Source organism: Xanthomonas sp. WHRI 7064 (assembly GCF_040202355.2).
Classification (GTDB): domain Bacteria; phylum Pseudomonadota; class Gammaproteobacteria; order Xanthomonadales; family Xanthomonadaceae; genus Xanthomonas; species Xanthomonas arboricola.
The window spans coordinates 3,257,946-3,279,482 of sequence record NZ_CP167821.1; the positions used below are offsets into that span (position 1 = coordinate 3,257,946).

Genomic DNA, 21,537 nt, shown 5'->3' on the forward strand with positions numbered 1-21,537 from the left:
CTACCGGAGACGATCATGCGCGCCACCCTGACCATCGCCCTGAGCGGCCTGCTCGCCATGCCGGCATACGCCGCCACGCTCGACATCAACGTCGAGATCCCCAAGCTCAACGTCGCCGAATATCACCGCCCATACGTGGCGATCTGGCTGGAAGGTGCGGACCAGAAGGTCGCCGCCAATCTGGCGGTCTGGTATCAATCCAAGGACACCGCCGAAGGCCACGGCACCAAGTGGCTGCCGGACCTGCGCCAGTGGTGGCGCAAGAGCGGGCGCACCCTCGAGGTGCCGGTCGACGGCGTCACCGGCCCCACCCGTCCGGCCGGCGCGCATGCGCTGTCGTTCTCCGACACCAAGGGCGCGTTGAAGTCGCTGCCGCCCGGCCAGTACACGCTGGTGGTGGAAGCCGCGCGCGAGGTCGGCGGCCGCGAGCTGGTCAAGGTGCCCTTCACCTGGCCGGCGAAGTCTGCGCAGACCGCCAAGGCCAGCGGCAGCAGCGAGCTCGGCGCAATCAGCCTGGTCGCCAAACCCTGAGCATTGCCTGCTGGTGGCGGCCGCGCGCAGCACACGCGGCCGGCCACGGCGCAGCTGCGCAGTGCATCGCGTTGCCAGACACATATCGCTTCCCACGCATCCACGCAGCGCCATACCTGCGCGCTGATCAGACACGTGACCCACCGTCCTCATCATCCTTCAAGGAGTTGTCATGAAACGTTCGCTCGTCCTGATCGCCATGCTCGCCGCACTGCCGCTCAGCGCACTCGCCCACAAGGCCTGGTTGCTGCCGTCGCAGACCGTCATCGCCGGTGAGGCGCCGTGGATCACCGTGGATGCAGCGGTGTCCAACGACCTGTTCTACTTCAACCACGTGCCGCTGCGCCTGGACAACCTGAGCATCACCGCGCCCGATGGCAGCGCGCTCAAGCCGGAAAATCCGGCCACCGGCAAGTACCGCAGCGTGTTCGACCTGCAGCTCACCCAGCCCGGCACCTACAAGCTGAGCATCGTCAACGCCGGCCTGTTCGCCAGCTGGAAGGAAGACGGCAAGCCCAAGCGCTGGCGTGGCGACGAAACCCGCTTCGCCACCGAGGTGCCGAAGAACGCGCAGGATCTGCAGGTCTCGCAGTCCTTCAACCGGGTGGAAACCTTCGTCACCCGCGGTGCGCCGACCACAACGGTCTTCAAGCCCGCCGGCAAGGGCATCGAGTTGGTTCCGGTGACCCATCCCAACGATCTGGTCGCCGGCGAAGCGGCGCAATTCACGCTGCAGCTGGATGGCAAACCGGCGGCCGGGCTGGAGATCGAGATCGTGCGCGGCGGCACCCGCTATCGCGATGCGCAGAACGAGATCAAACTCAAAACCGATGCCAAGGGCGGCTTCAGCGTGACCTGGCCGGAGTCGGGCATGTACTGGCTGGAAACCACCACCGAAGACACCAAGACCTCGCTGCCGCAGGCCAAGCAGCGCCGCCTGGGCTATGTCGCCACCCTGGAAGTGTTGCCGCAGTAATCTGCCGGCACGCGGCAGGAGCGCACGCAGCGTGCATCCTGCCGCCCCATCTTCATAAGACCCATCCATGCCCGCATCGTCTTCCGCCGACCACGCCATTGCCACGCTCGGCGGCCGCAGCATGGGCACCACCTGGAGCGTCAAGCTGGTAGCGCCGCGCGGACGCGATCTGCACCCCTTGCATGCGTGCATTCAGGCCGCGCTGGATCGCGTGGTCGCGCAGATGAGTACCTGGGAGGCCGATTCGGATATCAGCCGTTACAACCGCGCACCGGCGGGCAGCTGGCACCACCTGCCGGACGAATTCCACGCAGTGCTGAGCGCAGCATTGGAGATCGCACAGGCCAGCGAGGGTGCCTTCGATCCCACGGTTGGCCCGATGGTCGAGCTATGGGGCTTCGGCGCCGCGGGCACGCGCCAGCGCGTGCCGGAAGCGCAGGCGATCGCATTGGCAAGCCTGCGTTGCGGCTGGCAACGCCTGCAGCTGGATGGCAGGCGTGTGCTGCAGCCGGGCGCAGCGGCACTGGATCTGTCCGGCATCGCCAAGGGCTTCGGTGTGGACTGCGTGCATCGCGCATTGCTGCGATCGGGTATCGACAGTGCATTGATCGAGGCCGGCGGCGAATTGTTCGGCTACGGACGCAAGCCCGACGGCAGCGCGTGGCGCGTGCTGGTGGAATCCGCCCCCGACGAAGATGCAGGCAGCGCGCTGCCACCACGCGTGCTGGCGCTGGACGGCCTGGCGGTCGCCACCTCCGGCGATCGCTGGCACCGCTTCGATGCCGACGGCGCACGCTATACGCACACCTTCGACCCACGCACCGGCGCGCCCGTTCCGCATGCCCCTGCGGCGGTCACCGTACTCGCGCCCGATGCGATGCAGGCCGATGCCTGGGCCACCGCGATGACCGTGCTTGGCGTTGATGCCGGTCTTGCCCATGCACGCAAGGCGGAACTGGCCGTGCGATTCCTGGCACGCAAGGACGGCATCCTGCTCGAATCCATGAGCCCGGCATTCGAACGCCACCTGTCCGCGTCATGAGCAGCGCCACCTCACGGGTGTGGCTGGGCAACGGGCTGGTTCTGCTGGCGCTTGCCGTCATCGTCGGCTGGCTGGCCGGCCTGCATGAGGGCGCATGGTGGAGCGCACCCACCCCTCATCGCTGGCAACTGGCAACACTCGGCCTGGCGCTGTATCTGGGCCTGTGCGCGGTCGTGCTGCTGCGTGCACGCAAGCGCGTCGGCGCACAACGCGCAGACGCCAGCGGCGTCTTGATCGTCTGGGCAAGCCAGACCGGATTTGCGCGTGAGCTGGCGCAACGCAGCGTTGCCGCGCTGCAATCGGCCGGTGTCGGCGCGTATGCGTTGCCGATCGAAGCCGTCGACAGCGATCAACTCGCATGCGTGCCGCGGCTGCTGTGCATCGTCAGCACCACCGGTGAGGGCGATGCGCCCGACCATGCGCAGGCCGCCGAGCGCGCCTGGCTTGCCGACCACGCGCAGGATCTGACCGCCGTGCAGTACGCGGTGCTGGCGCTTGGCGACCGTGGTTACGCGCACTACTGCGCGTTCGGCCGGCGCCTCGACGATCGCCTGCAGGCGCGCGGCGCCACTCGCCTGTTCGAACGCATCGAGGTCGATAACGCTGACCCGAACGCCCTGCAGCACTGGCAACGCTGTCTGGCGGAACTGGCGCCCGCACTCGCGACGCAACCCGACTGGAGCCTGCCCACCTACACCACCTGGCAGCTACGCGAACGTGTCAACGTCAATCCCGGCAGTGCGGGTGCGCCGATTTACCGACTGCGCCTGACGCCATGCGATGGCGCGTTGCCGCAGTGGAGCGCAGGCGATATCGCGGAGATCGCACCGCGTCACGCCCCGGATGCGGTGGAGTCCTGGCTGCGGCGTAACCACTACGATGGCGCGCAGCAGATCGACGGCTGCCCCCTGCGCGACTGGCTCGGCGGCGCGCAACTTCCCGTCGATACCGATGTCGGTATCGACGTGGGTGCAAGTCCCATTCTCAGCGCTAGTGCCGATGCCGATGCCGATGCCGATGCCGAAGTCAGAATCGACCCAACTACGGACATAGGTAAAGGCACTGATACAGCTACGGGGACAACCGCAGGCACAACTTCACCACTGGACGCAGATGCGTTGGTGCGCAGTTTGGCCACCCTGCCCCATCGCGACTATTCGCTCGCATCCATTCCCGAGGAAGGCCATGCCGAACTGCTGGTCCGCGAGCATCGGCACGCCGACGGCAGCCTGGGGCTGGGTAGCGGCTGGCTCTGCGCCCATGCACCGATCGGCGCAGCCATCGCGCTGCGCCTGCGCAGCAACCCCGGCTTCCACCCGCCCGCACCCGACCAGCCGATGCTGCTGATCGGCAACGGCACCGGCATCGCCGGTCTGCGCGCGCATCTACGTGCACGCATCGCAGCCGGCGCGCGGCGCAACTGGCTGCTGTTCGGCGAACGTAATGCCGCGCACGACGCGCTGTATGCCGACGAGTTGCAGCAGTGGCATCAGGACGGCTGGATCGAACGCCTGGAGCTTGTCTACTCGCGCGATCAGCAGCCGCCGCCGCATTACGTCCAACACGCACTGGCGGCCGCCGCCGACCGCCTGCGTCATTGGATCGATCAAGATGCCTGCATCTACGTCTGCGGCAGCCTGCGTGGTATGGCGCCCGAACTCGACCGCACGCTGGATTGCATCCTCGGAGCCGATGTCAGACAGCAACTGCTACGCAACGGTCGCTATCGCCGCGACGTGTACTGAACCATCGCGTGCGGCACTGCCACGCGCCCCCGACGTAGTGATTACGCAGACACCAAGCGCGCACCTGATGTTCAACTCCGCATCATCCAAGCATCCGGCCGCTGCGCGCTAACCGCGCCAGCTCATCTACTGCTGCAAGCCGTTACTGCAGCCATCTGCCCTTCCCTATGCTCCCGACCGTTATCGGCCGCCGACAACTGCTTGTGGCATTTGTCAGGCGGCCAATGGCGAAGAAGAAAGCAATCGCATTGCCCAGAGTTCACAGCCGGATTGCCCCAAGAAAAAAGCAGTAGTTCACAGCCCAAACTTCACAGAGGGCGCATCCAGTGATGCATCCGCGGCGCGAGAAGCAGTCTTTGGTCCGACGCCTCCCGCGACGAAATTCCCCGCTGACGCAGTGCTGCATCGACAGGGCACGCAGCACCATCGCTGCACCGCGCGCTGGATACACCGCTACCGCTCCGGCGTCACCGTTATGGCTCGATCACCGCATTACGCTGCCAGATCGACCAGATTGTTCGTTGTCGCGCTGCCGCCAATGCTGCGGTACTGCCCCACGGCCATCTGCACCAACGCTGCATAGGCCTGCTGCGTGCCGTCGCTGCCGGATGCATCGGCCGATAACGGCGGTCGCGGTGGCGGATCGCGCGGCTGCATCGCCTCCTGCAGCTCCTGCAGACTCAGCGCCCCGCTCTTGTCGCTGTCGAGCAGGTCCAGCAGCTGCGTGCTCGACGCACTGTCGCCATTGACCAGCGTGCTCAATTCACCGCTGCTGACACTGTCGTCGCCATCGCTGTCCAGATCGGCAAACAACGACTGCACATCCTGTCCTTGCTCACCCGGCGGCGGCGGAGGAGGCGGCAAGGCCTGCGCCAGTTCGCTCTCGCTGACGGTGCCGCCACTATCCTGATCGAGCATGCTCAGCAGCCCATCGATGTCGATCTTGCTGTCGCCATCGCTATTGGAGGACAGCGCGGTCGACAGCTCGGACGCGGTCAGGCTGCCATCGCTGTCGCTATCGATGGATTTGAACAACTGTGTCAGTGGATTGGTTTTTTCCGCCTGCGCGGCGGATGCGCTGTTGGCGGCGGCCGCGCTTCGGCTTGCATAGGACGGGTAGGCGGCGTAGCCGGCTCCGACCGAGCTGATGGTACTCATTGATTCCCCCCTGGAATTGCCGGAACCACTCCCGGCGCATGCACTGTTCCCTAGCCAGGTGGCATAGCAATGCCGTCGCTTGTCTGCGTTGACACGAACGCATCCGGGCGCGTGCCGCGGGGGCGCGATCTGCTTGCGGATACGTGAAACGCCCTAGACCGGGCTCGCCCGGATCGCCAGCAGCTCGCCGCCGCCATCGAGCACATGGCGGCTGCGCGTGGAGGAACTCAGCCACGCGGTATCGCCGGCAGCCAACGGTGGCAGGCCACTCTCGCGCCCAAAGCTGGCCTGGCCTGCCAGCAGATGGATCGCCCAGGCGCTGCCCGGTTCGGCGAAAAACAGCATGGTGCCGACCAGCGGCCGGTGCAGCAGTTCGGTCTGCACCAGATCGCGCCGCCACATCAGGTTGAAATCCTGGGTCGGCCCGTCGAGCAGCGTCGCATGTACCGTTTCCTCGCCTGCGAATCGGACGCGCTGGTGTGGCGGCAGCAATTCGCAACTGCGATGACTGCTGCCAGGGGCGCCGGTATCGCCATTGGTGCCGGCGTCATGGCCGCCATGATCAGAGCCATTGCCCTCATTGCCACTGCCGCTATCGCTTTTGCTGACACCGCCGCTAGTAGCCGTGCCGATGCCAATGCCTGCACCGGTGCCTGTGCCTGTGCCTGTGCCTGTGCGGGTGTCGGTGCCGGTGCGGGTGTCGTTGTCGTTGTCGTTGTCGTTGTCGGTGCTGATGCTGGCGTCGCTGCCCATACCGCTGGCAGCATCGCCAAACTGCAGCCGCATGCCATTGCCGTGCAACAGCACCAGCTCGCGATCGATGCCCGGGAATGCAGAAAACGCCGCGTCCTGCTCGATCTCGGCAATCGACAGGCGTAGCGACCATGCATCGGCTTCGCCGAGGCGCAGGATCTCTCGCGTCCAGCCCAATTGATTGCGCCACCGCTCACGGCGGTACTCGGTGGCCGGAATCACCCGGCTGCTCAGGTCTGTCAGCTGCATGGGCGCATTGTGCCGCAAGCGCGGCGCCAAGCCGTCATGCAGTGCTTCAGGGCTGCTGATGTGCCTTAGCGTCAATGCCAAGCCAACTCGAGGGTGTGGCCGAGACCCACGAAGCGGCTGGTGCCTCACGAAGTGAGTAGCGCTTTATGCGGCGTGCGCTGGTTTCCCGCAGTCACCGATGCTTGCGGGCGCTCGCCACCCACGCGGGCCCAAAACGAAAAACGCCCGGCTGCACATCCAAGTGCAACACCGGGCGATTCCACGTCCTTGTCGGCATCCAGCCATCCCCCGGACATCCTGTCCAGTTAGGTTGCGGCCACGCATCCTCGCGTCGAACCGTATCTCGGATCCTTTCCCATTAACGCCGTCCCACCGGTTTCATCGCCGCCCCCTTGGCAGCCTTCTTGGCGGGAGCCATCGTGGCTCCTACTTCGATCAGGTCTCGATTCCGTTCGACCGTCTTGAGTCCGATGCCCTTGACCAGTGCCAGTTCCTCGGCACTTTTGAAGGGACCGTTTGCCTGACGGTGCTCGACGATTGCCTCGGCTTTTGATCGCCCGACGTTCGTCAGCACCTTGTCCAATTCCTCAGCAGACGCGGTGTTGATATCGACCTTGTCGAGTGCATACGCATTCGAGGACAACAGCAACGCCAGTAGCAGGGACTTCAGGGCTACGGTAAATGACTTCATTGCAACGCTCCTTGTGGCTTGGGTGATGGTCCTAGCCAGCATTCCTGCCGGCGGAGCCAGTGTCCCGCGCCACATGCAGCAATCCTATCGCCAACGAACTTTTCACACAGCCGGTGAACTGCGCGCCGCCTTGTAGGGAAATACCTACCCCCAGACACGGGCGTAGAATGTGCCGTTACGTCACGTATTCGGAGTCTCCATGGACAGCGCCAAGATCGACCAATTCATCAGCGACACCTGGGACCGCGAGATCGTCCCGCAATTGGTCGATTACATCCGCATCCCCAATAAATCGCCGATGTTCGACGCCGACTGGGTTGCGCACGGCTATATGGAGCAGGCGGTCACCCTGATGGAAACCTGGGCGCGCGCGCAGGCCATCGAGGGCATGCAGGTCGAGGTGGTGCGCCTGGAAGGCCGCACGCCGTTGATCTTCATCGAGATTCCGGCAACCGGTGCCGAGTCGGGCGACGACACCGTGCTGCTGTACGGGCACCTGGACAAGCAGCCGGAAATGACCGGCTGGGATGCCGACCTCGGCCCATGGGAGCCGGTGCTGCGCGACGACAAGTTGTACGGGCGCGGTGGCGCCGACGATGGCTATGCGATCTTCGGTTCGCTGGCGGCGGTACTGGCGCTGCGCACCCAGGACCTGCCGCATGCGCGCTGCGTGGTGCTGATCGAGGCCTGCGAGGAATCCGGCAGCTACGACCTGCCGGCCTATGTCGACCATCTGGCCGCACGCATCGGCAAGCCATCGCTGGTGGTGTGTCTGGATTCGGGCTGCGGCAACTATGAGCAGCTGTGGTGCACCACCTCGCTGCGCGGGCTGACCGGCGGCAACCTGAGCGTGAAGGTACTGGAGGAAGGCGTGCATTCGGGCGATGCCTCCGGCGTCGTGCCGTCCAGCTTCCGCTTGCTGCGCCAGTTGCTGTCGCGGATCGAGGACGAAGCCAGCGGCCGCATCCTGCTGGACGGACTGCATGTGCAGGTACCGGCCGAACGGCTGGCACAGGCCAAGGCTGCGGCGGCGACGCTGGATACCGCCATCTTCGACAAGTTTCCGATGGTCGATGGCCTGGTGCCGATGCATGACGACCTCACCGAGCTGGTGTTGAACCGCACCTGGCGCCCGGCGCTGTCAATCACAGGTGTGGATGGCATGCCGCCGCTGGCGTCGGCCGGCAACGTGCTGCGTCCGCAGACCGCGGTGAAGCTGTCGCTGCGCCTGCCGCCGACCGCCGACGGCAAGGCCTGTGGCGAACTGCTGAAAGAGGCCTTGCTGCGCGACCCACCCAACGGCGCACAGGTGACCCTGGAACTGGAAAAGGCCTCATCGGGCTGGAATGCGCCCGAGATGGCGCCATGGCTGGCAAAAGCCATCGACGACGCCAGCCTGGCGTTCTTCGACAAGCCGGCGATGTATATGGGCGAAGGCGGCTCGATCCCGTTCATGGGCATGCTGGGCGAGAAGTTCCCCGGCGCGCAGTTCATGATCACAGGCGTGCTCGGCCCGCATTCCAATGCGCATGGCCCCAACGAGTTCCTGCACATCCCGATGGGCAAGCGGGTCACGGCCTGCGTGTCCAAGGTGCTCGCAGAGCATCACGCCGCTTGCCTGCGCGGCGAGACCAGCGGCTCGCCGGTGGCGGCCGACAGCGGCACCCGTCATGGCGGGCATGGCTGCTGCTGATTGTCCCCTGGACCGCCCCGCGTATGCCGGGGCGGCCCAGTGGCATTGCCGTGCGCTGCGGCACGCGCATGGACATAACCCCAACGCCTTCGTCGCAGTCGGCGCTGCACATGTGGTTGCCACGGCGGCGAATGCTAGTCTGCCGATCCCACTTCCCTCAGTGCCTGCGATGAACAATCTCTTCGGTAGCGACAGCTGGCTTTACATCATTCTGGTCGGCTTCGTGGTCGGGCTGCTTGCCCGTTTCATCACGCCCGGCACGCAGCGACTGGGTTGCCTGCTGACCATCGTGCTGGGCATCGCCGGTGCAGTGGTGGCCAGCTGGTTCGGCCGCTACATGGGCTGGTACCACGCTGGCGAACCGGCCGGTTTCCTCGGCGCGTTGCTGGGTGCGATCGCGATCCTGGCGCTGCTGCGCCTGTTCAGCGGCAGCAAGCGTTGATCGACCCGGCGTTGCTGCCGACCTGGCTGCGCCTCACTTCACGACACAGCATTTACCCATGACGTCATCGTTGACTCCCGATACCGCGCGCGCTGCGCTCCGCCTGCAATGGGCGCGGCAGGCGTTGAACGACCCTGAGGTCACGCTGCAACGTGCCTCGGTCGATGCGGGATTCCGCAGTTACTGGCGTTCCCAAGGACGCGGCGTGGACCGCATCTTGATGGATGCGCCACCTGCACTGGAAAACGTGGCGCCCTGGTTGCGCATGCACGCCCTGCTCGGCACTCACGGCGTGCGCGTGCCGCAGGTGCTTGCGCAGGATCTTGAAACCGGCTTCCTGCTGCTGGAAGACCTGGGTGTGCCGACCTTGGCGCAGGTGCTGACCGACGCCAATGCCGACGCGTTGCTGGATGCTGCGATCAGCCAGTTGCTGCTGCTGCAGCGCATTGCGCCGCCTGCCGACAGCGGCGTGTTCGGCGAGGCGCTGCTGCAACGCGATGCCGGCCTGTTCGAAGACTGGTTTCTTGGCCGCCACCTCGGCCTGCAGCTGGATTGCGGCCAGGCCGAGCAGCTGCAGTTGGTGCAGCGCCGCTTGATGGACAACGCACTGGCGCAGCCGCGCGTCTTTACCCATCGCGATTTCATGCCGCGCAATCTGATGCCGGTCGGCGACGGGCCGGCGGTACTGGATTTCCAGGATTGCGTGATCGGGCCGATCGCCTACGACCCGATCAGTCTGTTCAAGGACACCTCGGTGAGTTGGCCGCTGGCGCGCGTGGATGGCTGGCTGGAGCGCTACCACGCGCGTGCCGCAGCGGACGGACTGCCGGTGCCGCCGCTGGCGCAATTCCTGCGCGATGCGGACTGGATGGGCGTGCAGCGGCACCTGAAGAATCTCGGCATCTTCTCGCGCCTGAGCCATCGCGACGGCAAGCACTGGTATCTGGATAACGTGCCGCGTTTCATTGTCTATCTGGACGAGGTGTTGCCGCGTCATCCGGAACTTGCGCCGCTGATCGGCCTGCTGGAAGACCTGGTCAAACCTGCACTGGCGGCACACTCCGCGCAGGCCGGCGCATGAAGGCACTGATCTTCGCCGCCGGTTTCGGCGAGCGCATGCGTCCGTTGACCGAGCGCACGCCCAAGCCGCTGCTGTCGGTCGGCGGCACGCCGCTGATCGTCTGGCATCTGCGCAAGCTGGCCGCGCTGGGCGTGAACGAGGTGGTGATCAATACCTCGTGGCTGGCCGAGCAGTTTCCGCAGAGACTGGGCGATGGCAGCGCGTTCGGGCTGCGGCTGACGTACTCCTTCGAGGGCGACACCCCGCTGGAAACCGGCGGCGGCATGTTGCACGCGTTGCCGTTGCTGGGCGAGGCCCCGTTCCTGCTGGTCAACGGCGATATCTGGACCGATTTCGATTTCGCGCGGTTGTCGAGTGCGCCGACAGGTTTGGCCCAGCTGGTGCTGGTCGATCAACCCGCCTATGCGGCGCGCGCAGACTTTGCGCTGGATGCCGATGGCAAGGTGCGCGCAGATCTACCCGCAACGCTGACCTACGCCGGCATCGGCATGTATCGACCGGCGTTGCTGCGCGATTGGCAGTCGGTCATCGGCCAGCTCCCGGAGCACACCGGCACCGCGCCGCGCTTCGCGCTGGCGCCGATCCTGCGCGCGCAGATGGCGGCAGGCCTGATCGATGGCATCCACCACGCCGGGCGCTGGACCGATGTCGGCACGCCGCAGCGACTGGCGGAGCTGGATGCCCGGTTGCTGCGCGACGGCGGCTGATCGCAGCCACGCCGCTGCAAACGCCCGGCCGCGCGTCGTGCATTGCTCAATCGCCCATCTCGATGGGCTTGCAGCCAATGCGCCGGCGCCGCTCCTGCTCTTGTCCATGCGCACCGACCATCCCGACAGGTCCTTGCCCGCCTACCGTCGCGGGACCTTACGCGGCATGGATGCCGCGTAAGAGCCTACAAGGACGTACTTGCGGCGTGTCCCGCGATGGTAGGCGGGCAAGGGCCCTGCAGCCAGGCCGCAGATCAGCTGCTCTACAAGCTTCAGGCGATGTGCCTCGAATGCACCGACACTGCGATAGATGTGCAGATGGCAAGCGCTAAGCAACCTGCGCCTACCTAGCGCTGAGCGCAGTAATTCCGTCAGCTGCTCGAAGAGCCGCGATCCTCCAGCACCCGCCGCAGGAACGGCACGGTAATGCGGCGCTTGGCAGCCAGCGATTCGCGATCCAGCCGGTCCAGCAATGCCACCAGTCCGGCCAGTTCGCGTTCGCTATGGGTCAGCAGCCAGTCGATTGCTGCCTCGTCCAGTGCCAGTCCGCGCCGTTGCGCACGATCGCGCAACACCGCCGCGCGCCCTGCGTCGTCGAGCACCGGCAAGCTGATGCGGATGCACTGAGACAGCCGCGAGCGCAGATCCGGCAATACCAAGGCCAGGCCGTCGGGCATGTGCCGCGCGGTGTACAGCAAGGTGGTGCCGGCAGCGCGCGCGCGGTTGTGGAAATCGAACAGCGCCACTTCGTCGTCGCGCTGCCCGGCAATGCTTTCCACGCCGTCCAGTGCGACCAGGCTGCGCCCTTCCAGCGCTTCCAGCGCATCGCGCAACCGGCCAGTGGCGGCGTGCAGAGGCAGGTACGCCGGGGCGCGCCCGGCCTGCTCGGCGGCGGCGCACAACGACAACGCCAGATGCGTCTTGCCGGTGCCGGCGGGGCCGGCCAGATACAGCCAGTCGCTCACCTGCCCGACTGCCAACGCCTGCAGCTGCGACAGCAGGCCGTCGGGCGCGGCGATGTAACTGTCGAATCGCTGATCGGGCGGCGCGCGTAGCGCCAGTGGCAACTGCGGAACGCTCACAGCCGATCCGTGTCCTTGCCTGGGTCGATGATCACGCTGCGCTCGTTGGTGGACTGCAGCACGATGCCGGCACGTTCGCCCGCATACAGATCGCTGCGCGTGTACTGCTCATGCGCATAGCGCAGCAGCACATTGGCCACCGCCGCCACCGGCAGCGCCAGCAGCATGCCGAGGAAGCCGAACAACTGGCCGCCCGCCATCACCGCGAAGATCACCGCCACCGGATGCAGGCCGATCTTGTCGCCGACGATGCGCGGCGTCAGCACATAGCTTTCCAGCAACTGGCCGACGGTGAACACCACGCCGACGCCGATCAGCAGCTTCAGGTCGAAGCCCTGCGCCTGCACCACCGCCGCCAGCAGGGCCAGCACAATGCCGGTGGTGGCGCCCAGATACGGAATGAAGCTGATCAGGCCGGCGATGATGCCGATCAACAGGCCCAGATTGAGCCCGATGATGGACAGGCCGGCGGCGTAGATCGCCCCCAGCGCCAGCATCACCAGGAACTGGCCGCGGATGAAGCCACCCAGCACGTCGTTGGATTCCTGCGCCAGCCGGCTCACGGTGCCGATGTAGGCGCGCGGAATGACCGCGGCCACACGCTCGACCAGGCGGTCCCAGTCGCGCAGGAAGTAGAACGCCAGGATCGGCAGCAACGCCAGGTTGATCACCCAGGTCACCATCGCAAAGCCCGACCGCTGCACGTAGCCGAAGAAGGTCTTGGCGGCGCCGCCGGCCTGCTCCCAGTGGCTGCGGATCCAGTCGATCAGGCGCTCCGGGTCCAGCCAGCCCATCAGCTCCACGCCGGTCTTGGCTTCCAGCCACGGGATCGCGGTACTGATCGCCCAGGCACGCATCTGCGGCAGCGCGTCGATCAGGGTCATGATCTGGCGCTCGATCATCGGCACCAGGATCATCAGCGCCAGCACGAACAGCAGCAGCGCCAGCACGAATACCAGCACCACCGCGATGTTACGGGAGCGGCCGGCGCGCTCGATGCGGTCCACCAGCGGGTCGCCCAGCCAGGCCAGCAGCAGCGCCAGCACGAACGGCGTCAGGATCGGCGACAGCAGCGATACCACCCACAGCACGCCGACAGTCACCGCCACCCATTTCAGGCGACGCAGAAACAGGGCGATTTCGGCTTCGGGAGTCAAAGTCATTTCAAGCGGTACTCGGCGTGCTCGTTTTCGAGAATGATCGGGCCCTCGGTCGGCACCGACACGGGCACCAACGGGCTGTTGTCGCCGAGCATACGGTTGAGGCCGGAAATGCCCGTGAGCAATTCCAGATCCACTTCCATGCGGTCGCCATTGGCGCTGACCGGGCGGATGCTACGCACCACCGAGACGCCCTGCAGCGCGGCAGAGACGCGCAGGTAATCGTCGGCGCTGCCGATCCCGGTGATCACCGCGCGGTAGACCCCGGGCACCCCCGAATCCACCCGCTTGGCGTAGCGCTTGACCAGCGCATCGGCGGCGCCGTCGGCACCGGCAGCCATCGCGCGACGCGCGTCGGCGTCGCCGCTGGTCCAGCTGGACAGCACGTTGCCGTTGTCGACGAAGACCCAATCGGCGGTCCAGCCGGCGTCATTGCGGTAGAGCTTGCCGATCAACTGCATCGGCGGGCTGTACTTGGCCGAGGCGCGTGCCACTGCGGCGGTGTCCTTGCGCCAGATCGCGCCGGCCAGCACCTGCTCGGCGGCGGCACCGCCGGGCAGGCCGAGCCGGTAGCCGCGCTCGATCGCCCGGTCCAGCACGCTGCGCGCGGCATTGGCCTGCGCCACGCCGACCAGGCGCGGGCCGCTGCCGTCGTCGATGGCCAGCCACAGCACCGGCTTGGGCCGCGGCAGCGGCCACACCGGCAGACCCAGCGCGGCGATCAGGCCATCCACGTCCGATTGCCGGAAGCGCGCCACCAGCACGGTGCGGAAAGTCGGCGCGCCGGTGCGCGAGGTGCCCTGGTCCTGACGGTAATCGTAGTTTTCGACATAGCCCGGCGCGCCGCGCAATGCCTGCGAGACGCCGGGGCGGCTCATCACGCCGCGGTCGCCGGAGACCTTGCCCAGCACCGCACCGAGCGCGCGCGCCAGCGCACCGGGGCGATCGGACTCGCTCTGGCTGTTGACCGGCACTTCGGCCTCGTAGGCACTTTGCGCCTTGGCGACGTCGCCTTCGGTGCGTAGATCGGCCTGCGCAAAGGCTGGCGCGAGGGGCATGGCGACCACCAGGGCGAGAAAGAAAGCGAGACTGCGGCGCATCGACGGTTCCATGACGTAAGCGTATCCGGGTGAATTGTTGCCCGAATGGGACGCCAGCGCCAACGTGGCTGCTAAAATCGCCGCCTTTACAGCCGAGCCCTCCCCGCCCGTGACCAGCCCAACGCCTTCCAATCCCTCGCCCATGACCTACCGTGAGGCAGGTGTCGACATCGATGCCGGCAATGCATTGGTCGAACGTATCAAGCCGCTGGTCAAGCGCAGCTTCCGGCCAGAGGTGATGGGCGGCCTGGGTGGTTTTGGCGCCTTGTTCGACCTGTCCGGCAAGTACCGGGAGCCGGTGCTGGTGTCCGGCACCGACGGCGTCGGCACCAAGCTCAAGCTGGCGCAGCAGCTGGGCCGACACGACACCATCGGCATCGACCTGGTCGGCATGTGCGTCAACGACGTGCTGGTGCAGGGCGCCGAGCCGTTGTTCTTCCTGGATTATTTCGCCACCGGCAAGCTGGACGTGGACACCGCCGCGGCGGTGGTCGGCGGCATTGCGCGCGGCTGCGAGCTGTCCGGCTGCGCCCTGATCGGCGGCGAAACCGCCGAGATGCCCGACATGTATCCGCCGGGCGAGTACGACCTGGCCGGCTTCACCGTCGGCGCGGTGGAAAAATCGCAGCTGCTGGACGGCGCACAGGTGCGCGCGGGCGACGTGCTGATCGGCATCGCCTCGTCCGGCCCGCATTCCAATGGCTACTCGCTGATCCGCAAGATCTACGAACGTGCCGGCTCACCCGCCGAGTTGGTGCTGGACGACGGCGTCAAGCTGATCGATGCGCTGATGGCGCCGACCGCGCTGTACGTCAAGCCGATCCTGGCGCTGCTCAAGTCGCACGGCGAGACGATCCACGCCATGGCGCACGTCACCGGCGGCGGGCTGACCGAAAACATCATCCGGGTGATCCCCGACGGCCTGGGTCTGGACATCGACGCCAAGGCCTGGACGCTGCCGCCGGTATTCGCCTGGCTGCAGCGCGAAGGCGCGGTGGCCGATGCCGAAATGTGGCGCACCTTCAACTGCGGCATCGGCTTCGTGCTGATCGCCGCACCCGAGCAGGCTGCCGCGCTGGAACAGGCGCTGGATGCGCAGTCGCTGGCGCACTGGCGCGTCGGCCAGGTGGTCCCGGCGCAGGGCGACGAGCGCGTGCGGATCGGTTGATCGAGGAGAGCTGCATGGACGCTTCCCCACGCGCACTGCCGGCATCGGCAAGCGCTGACGATCTCCAGCATCTGAAACTGCTGTCGATCTTTCACTATGTGCTGGCCGCCATCACTGCGCTGTTTTCGCTTTTCCCGTTGATCCATTTGTTCATGGGCATTGCAATCATCACCGGGCACCTGCCCATGACAAATGCCAATGCGGACGCACCATCGATGGATCCGCGATTGTTCGGCTGGTTCTTCGTGGTGTTCGCGGCTGTGTTCATTGGCTGCGGCCTGACGCTGGCGGCGTTCATGGCCTACGCGGGCCGCTGCATCGCCCAGCGCAGACGGCATCTGCTGTGCCTGATCGTGGCCGGCATTTCCTGCTCCTTCATGCCGTTCGGTACCGTCGTCGGCGTGTTTACGCTGGTGGTGCTGCTGCGCCCGCAGGTCAAGGCCTTGTTCGCGCCGACCGCCACCGCCGCGTGACGCGCACTGCCCCATGACTTCAGCGAATCCAACCCCATGAGCCTGCGTCTGGCGGTCCTGGCCTCCGGCCGTGGCAGCAACCTGCAGGCCATTCTCGATGCCATCGCCAGCGGCCAGCTGCCGGCCGAGGTCGTCGGCGTGTTTTCCGATCGCCCGCAGGCGCCGGCACTGCACAAGGTCGATGAGGCATTGCGTTGGAGCGCCAGTCCGCGCGACTTCGCCGACCGCGCGGCCTTCGACGCTGCGCTGGGCGATGCGATCGCCGCCGCGCAGCCGGACTGGGTAATCTGCGCCGGCTACATGCGCATCCTCGGCGAGCCGCTGGTGCGTCGCTTTGCCGGGCGCATGCTCAACATCCACCCCTCGCTACTGCCCAAATACCGCGGCCTGCATACCCATGCCCGCGCACTGGAAGCCGGCGATACCGAACATGGCGCCAGCGTGCACCTGGTAGTGCCGGAACTGGACGCCGGCACGGTGATCGCGCAGGCGCGCGTGCCGGTGCTGCCCGGCGACAGCCCCGAGCAGCTGGCCGCGCGCGTGCTGGCGCGCGAACACCCGCTACTGCTGGCCACGCTGGACCTGCTCGCCAGCGGGCGTGTGGAGGTGCGTGGCGATGGCGTCCATATCGACGGTCAGTGCCTGTTTACGCCACTGCGACTAGAGTCCGCTGACACCGCACTCGCCTGAATGCGGATACGCCCTCCTCATCCTGTCTCGGACATCCTGGCGGCCCCGTGCCTCCCTCCCAGCGTATGAAACTCCTCCCGATCGCGACCGCGCTGTTGACCACTGCCCTGCTCGCCCCGGCCGGTGCCGGCCGTGCGCAACAGGCGCCTGCCGTGCCTGCGCCAGCAGCCCCTGCTCCAGGTGCGGCGCCGCCAGCGGCGCCGGCCTCTGCAGCGGCCCTGCCTGCCAGCACCTGGACGCCGCCGCCACTGCAACCCTTCGTGGCCACCTACCAGGCGTTCTACCGTGGCAAGGAAGCCGGCGATGCCACCATGCAGGTCAGCAACGGCGAAGGCAGCCAGTGGCGTATCGACATGTCGGTGCGCGGCCGCAAGGGTTTTGCCAGCATCCTGGGGTTGAACCTTGAACAGAGCACGGTGTTCCGCGTCGATGGCGACACCTATGTGCCGTTGAGCCAGAGCACGGTGCGCAAGGCGATGTTCTTCGGCAAGAAGGTCACCGGCGTTTACAACTGGCAGACCACCAGCGCCCAGTGGGACGGCGATCTGAAGAAGGAGCGCCAGCAGGCGATTCCATTGCAGCGCGGCGACCAGAGCGCGCTGTCGCTGAACCTGTCGCTGATGCGCGATGCGCAACCCGGACGCAGCCTGAGCTATCGCTACGTCGATGTCGGCCGGGTGCGCAAGTACGACTACAAGGTCGCCGATGCCACCGAAGTGGTGCAGGTCGGCGACCTGAGCTACGACGCGTTGCGCGTGTATCGCGTCAACAGCGGCGACAACGAAACCATCCTCTGGATCGCCAACGGCGTTCCCACGCCGGTGCGCATCCTGCAACGTGACAAAGGTGAGGATCAGGTCGATCTACGCCTGGTCGAATATCAAGGAGCCTGACCCATGCACACCGTTTCCCGCACCTGTTCGCTGATTGCCGCTGCCGCACTGGCCGTGGCCAGCCTGCCCGCGTTCGCCATGCAGCCGTTCCAGGCCGATTATTCGGCCAACTACATGGGCATGCAGGCCAACGGCACCATGACCCTGGCCGCCGCCGGCGCCAATCAGTGGCGCTATACGCTCACCATCCAGAACCAGCTGGCCAACCTGACCCAGAGCACGGTGTTCGAAGAGAGCAACGGCCAACTGCGTCCGGTCAGCAGCAACGACACCTCGTCGATGATGGTCAAGCGCCGCAACGTCACCGCCAACTACGACTGGAAAACCAGCCAGGCGACCTGGGGCGGCGACATCAAGCCGGACCGCCGTGGCCCGGTGAAATTGCAACCCGGTGACATGGATGCGCTGCTGATCAACCTGGCCATTACCCGCGACCTGGCCGCCGGCAAGCCGCTGAACTACCGCATGGTGGACGAAGGCCGCATCAAGCCGATGAGCTACAAGGTGGTCGGCAAGGAAACCATCACCGTCAACGGCAAGCAGGAACAGGCGACCAAGGTGTCGCGCGTGGACGGCGACAAGGAACTGATCGCGTGGGTGGTCAAGGATCTGCCGGTGCCGGCACGCCTGCTGCAGAAGGAAAAAGGCCAGGACGCGCTGGATCTGACCATCAAGGGCCTGCGCTAAGCGCCAGGCGCGCCTGGTAGGAGCGTGCCCGCGCGCGACGGGGCTTTATCGGTAACGCCCCGTCGCGCGCAGGCACGCTCCTACCAGAGCATGGGACCTGCTCGACAGGCAACCGGCCTCCGACAGCGATGAAAAGCCCGGCTGCGAGCCGGGTTTCTTCCTTCCGATCGGCGTGCGGCGGACGCTGCGCAGCACGCAGAAACGCTCGACTTTCAGGGCTTGGCCGCCGCCTTGTCACCGCCGCTGGAGAACACCGTGCGGCAGTCCACGCGGATCTGCTCGCCGGTGCTGCGCCAGTAGAACAGGTCGCAATGGCGCTTGCCTTCGACGGTCTTCTTGACCGCCACCGCATAGAACGACTGCGCGATCTCGTCGCGGCTGGCGGTGCCGTCGCTGTTCCAGTCCATGTCCTTGAACTCGACGCCCTGGGTGATCGCCATGCCCACCGACCAGGCATAGGCCAGCCACGCCAGGATCAGCACGATCACGCCGAGCAGGATCTTGCGCCGGGTGGTGAAGCGCCCGCGCAGGATCATGCGATGCGCCGGATGGTCGCGCCCAGCGCCCCCAGCTTCTCCTCGATGTTTTCGTAGCCACGGTCCAGGTGGTAGATGCGATCGATGGTGGTGTCGCCGTCGGCGACCAGGCCGGCCAGGATCAACGATGCCGACGCGCGCAGGTCGGTCGCCATCACCGGCGCGCCGCTGAGGCGCTCGGTGCCGCGCACGATCGCGGTATGGCCTTCGACCTGGATGTCCGCACCCAGGCGCAGCAGTTCGTTGACGTGCATGAAGCGGTTTTCGAAGATGGTTTCGTTGATCACGCCCACCCCGTCGGCCACGCAGTTGAGCGCCATGAATTGCGCCTGCATGTCGGTGGGGAACGCCGGATACGGCGCGGTGGTCAGGTTGACCGCACGCGGGCGCTTGCCGTGCATGTCCAGCGTGATGCTGTCGGCAGTGGTGGTGATGCTGGCGCCGGCTTCGGTGAGCTTGTCCAGCACCGCGTCCAGGGTGTCCGGACGGGCGCGGCGCACGGTGACGCTGCCGCCGGTCATCGCCGCGGCGACCAGGAAGGTGCCGGTCTCGATGCGATCCGGCAGCACCGCATGGTGCCCGCCGCCCAGGCGCTCCACGCCCTGCACCACGATGCGCGGCGTGCCGGCACCTTCGATCTGCGCACCGAGTGCGATCAGGCAGTCGGCCAGGTCGGTGACTTCCGGCTCCATCGCCGCGTTCTCCAGCACGGTGGTGCCTTCGGCCAGCACGGCGGCCATCAGCACGTTCTCGGTACCGGTGACGCTGACCATGTCGAACACGTAGCGGCCGCCCTTCAGGCGCCCGTTGCTGGTGGCCTTGATGTAGCCGTTCTCCACGCTGATCTCCGCACCCAGCGCCTGCAGGCCCTTGATGTGCTGGTCGACCGGGCGTGAGCCGATCGCGCAGCCGCCGGGCAGCGACACTTCGGCGGTGCCGTAGCGGGCCAGCAGCGGGCCGAGCACCAGGATCGAGGCGCGCATGGTCTTGACCAGTTCATAGGGCGCGACCTGGTGGGTGACCGAGCGCGGGTCGACCAGGATCGAGCGGCCCTTGGCCAGCGTGCCTTCGTCGATGGTGACCTCGGCGCCCAGTTCGCTGAGCAGTTTCACCGTGGTGATCACATCGTGCAGATGCGGCACGTTGCTGATTTCCACCGGCGCATCGGCCAGCAGGGTCGCGCACAGGATCGGCAGCACCGCGTTCTTGGCGCCGGAAATATTGACCTCACCGTGCAGCGCTTGGCCGCCGGTCACTACGATTTTTGCCATGGGAGCTTGGGGAATCCGAAAAGGGATGTCGGGGGAATGGGAAGCGTCGCCAGGAGCCTGCCGGGTCGCTGGCAGTCGGGGCGCAGGCGCAGCCCGACCGGCCAGGACCCGGCTGACGCTCAGCCTTCGTCGGGCGTCAGCGTCTTGAGCTGCAGCGCGTGGATCGCGCCGCCCATCAGTTCGCCCAGGGTCGCGTAGACCATGCGATGGCGCGCCAACGGGGCCTTGCCGGCGAATGCGGGGCTGATCACGGTCGCCTCGAAGTGCACGCCGTCGTCGCCGTGCACGTCGACGCGGGCTTCGGGCAAGCCGGATTCGATGAGTTTACGGATGGTTTCGGCGTCCAAAGGGCGTTTCCTCATAAAATGAGCGCACATTCTACTCTTCACCCGAGTCCCGCATGGCCGTCTCGCACCTGCCCTCCGCCACCGTCAGCGACGCCAGCCTGGTCGCCAGCGGCCAGCGCGTGCTGGAGATCGAGCGCGAGGCGCTGGCCAGCGTGGGCGCGCGGATCGGCAGCGACTTCGCCGCCGCCTGCCGGCTGGTACTGGCCTCGCGCGGGCGCGTGGTGGCCACCGGCATGGGCAAGTCCGGGCATATCGCGCGCAAGATCGCCGCCACCCTGGCCTCCACCGGCACGCCGGCGTTCTTCGTGCATCCGGGCGAGGCCGGGCACGGCGACCTGGGCATGATCACCGAGACCGACATCGTGCTGGCGCTGTCCTACTCCGGCGAATCGGACGAGGTGCGCATGCTGCTGCCGGTGCTCAAGCGCCAGGGCAACCCGATCATCGCCATGACCGGGCGCCCGCGCTCCTCGCTGGCGCAGGCCGCCGACGTGCACCTGGACGTGAGCGTGTCGGCCGAAGCCTGCCCGCTGCATCTGGCGCCCACCTCCAGCACCACCGCCTCGCTGGCGATGGGCGACGCGCTGGCCGTGGCGCTGCTGGACGCGCGCGGCTTCACCGCCGACGATTTTGCGCGCTCGCACCCGGCCGGCAGCCTAGGCCGGCGCCTGCTGCTGCACATCACCGACGTGATGCACAGCGGCGATGACCTGCCGCGCGTGCGCGAGGACGCCAGCCTGAGCGAGGCGCTGATGGAAATGAGCCGCAAGCGGCTGGGCATGACTGCCGTGGTGGACGCGGACGGGCGGCTGATCGGCCTGTTCACCGACGGCGACCTGCGCCGTGCGCTGGACAGCGACATCGACGTGCGCAGCGCCGGCATTGCCCAGGTGATGACGCGCAACCCGCGCACCATCGGCGCCGACCAGCTGGCCGCCGAAGCCGCACGGCTGATGGAGGATTACAAGATCAATGGCTTGATCGTGGTCGACGCGCAGCAGCGCGCGGTGGGCGCATTGAACATTCACGACCTGTTGCGCGCCAAAGTGGTTTAACAGGTTC

At 66.6% G+C, this 21,537-nt stretch carries 23 protein-coding genes; 14 read left to right on the plus strand and 9 right to left on the minus strand.

Going from position 1 to position 21,537, the window contains the following annotated elements; genetic code table 11:
- The first annotated feature begins 15 nt into the window (after positions 1-15).
- The 4 genes from ABQY74_RS14025 to ABQY74_RS14040 all read left to right on the plus strand — a co-directional run bounded on the left by ABQY74_RS14025 (position 16) and on the right by ABQY74_RS14040 (position 4,294).
- On the plus strand, positions 16-531 hold the full coding sequence (locus tag ABQY74_RS14025; protein WP_039519819.1) for a DUF2271 domain-containing protein: 516 nt from the start codon (positions 16-18) through the stop codon (positions 529-531).
- 172 nt (positions 532-703) lie between these two features.
- Positions 704-1,507, plus strand: coding sequence for a DUF4198 domain-containing protein (locus ABQY74_RS14030; RefSeq protein ID WP_349791899.1), 804 nt, complete (start codon positions 704-706; stop codon positions 1,505-1,507).
- Positions 1,508-1,574: 67 nt separating this feature from the next.
- Entirely contained in the window at positions 1,575-2,549 is a 975-nt protein-coding gene (locus tag ABQY74_RS14035; protein ID WP_349791900.1) for an FAD:protein FMN transferase, read from the plus strand.
- Positions 2,546-4,294: a flavodoxin domain-containing protein gene (locus ABQY74_RS14040; RefSeq protein WP_349791901.1), complete on the plus strand. Its 1,749-nt coding sequence runs from the start codon at positions 2,546-2,548 to the stop codon at positions 4,292-4,294. Before ABQY74_RS14035 ends, ABQY74_RS14040 begins: the two co-directional genes overlap by 4 nt.
- Positions 4,295-4,786: 492 nt before the next feature.
- On the opposite strand, the gene xopAW is transcribed toward ABQY74_RS14040, so the two are convergent.
- The 3 genes from xopAW to ABQY74_RS14055 form a co-directional block, all read right to left on the minus strand.
- Positions 4,787-5,452, minus strand: a complete 666-nt coding sequence (gene xopAW, locus ABQY74_RS14045) for an EF-hand domain-containing protein (protein ID WP_104553939.1) — start codon at positions 5,450-5,452, stop codon at positions 4,787-4,789.
- A 153-nt stretch (positions 5,453-5,605) separates the two neighbouring features.
- Entirely contained in the window at positions 5,606-6,454 is an 849-nt protein-coding gene (locus tag ABQY74_RS14050) for a HutD family protein (protein WP_349791902.1), read from the minus strand.
- Between the two features lie 358 nt (positions 6,455-6,812).
- Complete coding sequence (locus tag ABQY74_RS14055) at positions 6,813-7,187, minus strand: helix-hairpin-helix domain-containing protein (RefSeq protein ID WP_349792267.1); 375 nt, start codon at positions 7,185-7,187, stop codon at positions 6,813-6,815.
- A 157-nt stretch (positions 7,188-7,344) separates the two neighbouring features.
- On the opposite strand from ABQY74_RS14055, the gene ABQY74_RS14060 reads away from it, so the two are divergent.
- The 4 genes from ABQY74_RS14060 (at position 7,345) to murU (ending at position 11,068) form a co-directional block, all read left to right on the plus strand.
- Entirely contained in the window at positions 7,345-8,838 is a 1,494-nt protein-coding gene (locus ABQY74_RS14060) for a M20 family metallopeptidase (protein ID WP_349791903.1), read from the plus strand.
- Positions 8,839-9,007: 169 nt separating this feature from the next.
- A complete protein-coding gene (locus ABQY74_RS14065; RefSeq protein ID WP_006452367.1) occupies positions 9,008-9,280 on the plus strand; it encodes a GlsB/YeaQ/YmgE family stress response membrane protein in 273 nt (90 codons plus the stop codon).
- A gap of 58 nt (positions 9,281-9,338) precedes the next feature.
- Positions 9,339-10,361 (plus strand): aminoglycoside phosphotransferase family protein, encoded by a 1,023-nt coding sequence (locus tag ABQY74_RS14070; protein WP_104573645.1) that lies wholly within the window; start codon positions 9,339-9,341, stop codon positions 10,359-10,361.
- On the plus strand, positions 10,358-11,068 hold the full coding sequence (murU, locus tag ABQY74_RS14075) for an N-acetylmuramate alpha-1-phosphate uridylyltransferase MurU (RefSeq protein WP_104553934.1): 711 nt from the start codon (positions 10,358-10,360) through the stop codon (positions 11,066-11,068). Before ABQY74_RS14070 ends, murU begins: the two co-directional genes overlap by 4 nt.
- Before the next feature lie 371 nt (positions 11,069-11,439).
- Here the strand turns inward: murU and hda are convergent, their stop codons facing one another.
- The 3 genes from hda to ABQY74_RS14090 are packed head-to-tail and all read right to left on the minus strand — an operon-like array spanning position 11,440 to position 14,422.
- Positions 11,440-12,150 (minus strand): DnaA regulatory inactivator Hda, encoded by a 711-nt coding sequence (hda, locus tag ABQY74_RS14080; RefSeq protein WP_039515168.1) that lies wholly within the window; start codon positions 12,148-12,150, stop codon positions 11,440-11,442.
- Positions 12,147-13,313 carry an AI-2E family transporter gene (locus ABQY74_RS14085; protein WP_016904627.1) on the minus strand — a complete coding sequence of 389 codons (1,167 nt, stop codon included), beginning with the start codon at positions 13,311-13,313 and terminating at the stop codon, positions 12,147-12,149. Before ABQY74_RS14085 ends, hda begins: the two co-directional genes overlap by 4 nt.
- Positions 13,310-14,422, minus strand: a complete 1,113-nt coding sequence (locus ABQY74_RS14090) for a DUF2066 domain-containing protein (protein ID WP_181098275.1) — start codon at positions 14,420-14,422, stop codon at positions 13,310-13,312. Before ABQY74_RS14090 ends, ABQY74_RS14085 begins: the two co-directional genes overlap by 4 nt.
- 22 nt (positions 14,423-14,444) lie before the next feature.
- On the opposite strand from ABQY74_RS14090, the gene purM reads away from it, so the two are divergent.
- From purM to ABQY74_RS14115, 5 genes are all read left to right on the plus strand, one after another.
- Positions 14,445-15,578: a phosphoribosylformylglycinamidine cyclo-ligase gene (purM, locus tag ABQY74_RS14095; protein WP_181098276.1), complete on the plus strand. Its 1,134-nt coding sequence runs from the start codon at positions 14,445-14,447 to the stop codon at positions 15,576-15,578.
- A gap of 14 nt (positions 15,579-15,592) precedes the next feature.
- Positions 15,593-16,051: a hypothetical protein gene (locus ABQY74_RS14100; RefSeq protein WP_046346014.1), complete on the plus strand. Its 459-nt coding sequence runs from the start codon at positions 15,593-15,595 to the stop codon at positions 16,049-16,051.
- Positions 16,052-16,087: 36 nt separating this feature from the next.
- Entirely contained in the window at positions 16,088-16,741 is a 654-nt protein-coding gene (purN, locus tag ABQY74_RS14105) for a phosphoribosylglycinamide formyltransferase (protein ID WP_104553931.1), read from the plus strand.
- A gap of 65 nt (positions 16,742-16,806) precedes the next feature.
- Positions 16,807-17,634, plus strand: coding sequence for a DUF3108 domain-containing protein (locus ABQY74_RS14110; protein WP_104553930.1), 828 nt, complete (start codon positions 16,807-16,809; stop codon positions 17,632-17,634).
- A 3-nt stretch (positions 17,635-17,637) separates the two neighbouring features.
- A complete protein-coding gene (locus ABQY74_RS14115; protein WP_016904621.1) occupies positions 17,638-18,321 on the plus strand; it encodes a DUF3108 domain-containing protein in 684 nt (227 codons plus the stop codon).
- 212 nt (positions 18,322-18,533) lie between these two features.
- Here the strand turns inward: ABQY74_RS14115 and ABQY74_RS14120 are convergent, their stop codons facing one another.
- The 3 genes from ABQY74_RS14120 to ABQY74_RS14130 form a co-directional block, all read right to left on the minus strand.
- Positions 18,534-18,857 carry an EF-hand domain-containing protein gene (locus ABQY74_RS14120; RefSeq protein ID WP_349791905.1) on the minus strand — a complete coding sequence of 108 codons (324 nt, stop codon included), beginning with the start codon at positions 18,855-18,857 and terminating at the stop codon, positions 18,534-18,536.
- On the minus strand, positions 18,854-20,128 hold the full coding sequence (murA, locus tag ABQY74_RS14125; protein ID WP_039526178.1) for a UDP-N-acetylglucosamine 1-carboxyvinyltransferase: 1,275 nt from the start codon (positions 20,126-20,128) through the stop codon (positions 18,854-18,856). The genes ABQY74_RS14120 and murA overlap by 4 nt, the downstream gene beginning before the upstream one ends.
- A 119-nt stretch (positions 20,129-20,247) precedes the next feature.
- Positions 20,248-20,475 (minus strand): BolA family protein, encoded by a 228-nt coding sequence (locus ABQY74_RS14130; protein WP_016905061.1) that lies wholly within the window; start codon positions 20,473-20,475, stop codon positions 20,248-20,250.
- 53 nt (positions 20,476-20,528) lie between these two features.
- Between ABQY74_RS14130 and ABQY74_RS14135 the strand changes: the two genes are divergently transcribed.
- The gene (locus ABQY74_RS14135; protein WP_349791907.1) at positions 20,529-21,530 is read left to right on the plus strand and encodes a KpsF/GutQ family sugar-phosphate isomerase; all 1,002 of its coding nucleotides are present in this window, start codon (positions 20,529-20,531) and stop codon (positions 21,528-21,530) included.
- Positions 21,531-21,537: the final 7 nt, after the last annotated feature.

Coding starts and splice junctions, on each gene's coding strand:
- ABQY74_RS14025 (WP_039519819.1), top strand. CDS start 16: ATGCGCGCCACCCTGACCATCGCCCTGAGCGGCCTGCTCGCCATGCCG.
- ABQY74_RS14030 (WP_349791899.1), top strand. CDS start 704: ATGAAACGTTCGCTCGTCCTGATCGCCATGCTCGCCGCACTGCCGCTC.
- ABQY74_RS14035 (WP_349791900.1), top strand. CDS start 1,575: ATGCCCGCATCGTCTTCCGCCGACCACGCCATTGCCACGCTCGGCGGC.
- ABQY74_RS14040 (WP_349791901.1), top strand. CDS start 2,546: ATGAGCAGCGCCACCTCACGGGTGTGGCTGGGCAACGGGCTGGTTCTG.
- xopAW (WP_104553939.1), bottom strand. CDS start 5,452: ATGAGTACCATCAGCTCGGTCGGAGCCGGCTACGCCGCCTACCCGTCC.
- ABQY74_RS14050 (WP_349791902.1), bottom strand. CDS start 6,454: ATGCAGCTGACAGACCTGAGCAGCCGGGTGATTCCGGCCACCGAGTAC.
- ABQY74_RS14055 (WP_349792267.1), bottom strand. CDS start 7,187: ATGCTGGCTAGGACCATCACCCAAGCCACAAGGAGCGTTGCAATGAAG.
- ABQY74_RS14060 (WP_349791903.1), top strand. CDS start 7,345: ATGGACAGCGCCAAGATCGACCAATTCATCAGCGACACCTGGGACCGC.
- ABQY74_RS14065 (WP_006452367.1), top strand. CDS start 9,008: ATGAACAATCTCTTCGGTAGCGACAGCTGGCTTTACATCATTCTGGTC.
- ABQY74_RS14070 (WP_104573645.1), top strand. CDS start 9,339: ATGACGTCATCGTTGACTCCCGATACCGCGCGCGCTGCGCTCCGCCTG.
- murU (WP_104553934.1), top strand. CDS start 10,358: ATGAAGGCACTGATCTTCGCCGCCGGTTTCGGCGAGCGCATGCGTCCG.
- ABQY74_RS14085 (WP_016904627.1), bottom strand. CDS start 13,313: ATGACTTTGACTCCCGAAGCCGAAATCGCCCTGTTTCTGCGTCGCCTG.
- ABQY74_RS14090 (WP_181098275.1), bottom strand. CDS start 14,422: ATGGAACCGTCGATGCGCCGCAGTCTCGCTTTCTTTCTCGCCCTGGTG.
- ABQY74_RS14100 (WP_046346014.1), top strand. CDS start 15,593: ATGGACGCTTCCCCACGCGCACTGCCGGCATCGGCAAGCGCTGACGAT.
- purN (WP_104553931.1), top strand. CDS start 16,088: ATGAGCCTGCGTCTGGCGGTCCTGGCCTCCGGCCGTGGCAGCAACCTG.
- ABQY74_RS14110 (WP_104553930.1), top strand. CDS start 16,807: ATGAAACTCCTCCCGATCGCGACCGCGCTGTTGACCACTGCCCTGCTC.
- ABQY74_RS14115 (WP_016904621.1), top strand. CDS start 17,638: ATGCACACCGTTTCCCGCACCTGTTCGCTGATTGCCGCTGCCGCACTG.
- ABQY74_RS14120 (WP_349791905.1), bottom strand. CDS start 18,857: ATGATCCTGCGCGGGCGCTTCACCACCCGGCGCAAGATCCTGCTCGGC.
- murA (WP_039526178.1), bottom strand. CDS start 20,128: ATGGCAAAAATCGTAGTGACCGGCGGCCAAGCGCTGCACGGTGAGGTC.
- ABQY74_RS14135 (WP_349791907.1), top strand. CDS start 20,529: ATGGCCGTCTCGCACCTGCCCTCCGCCACCGTCAGCGACGCCAGCCTG.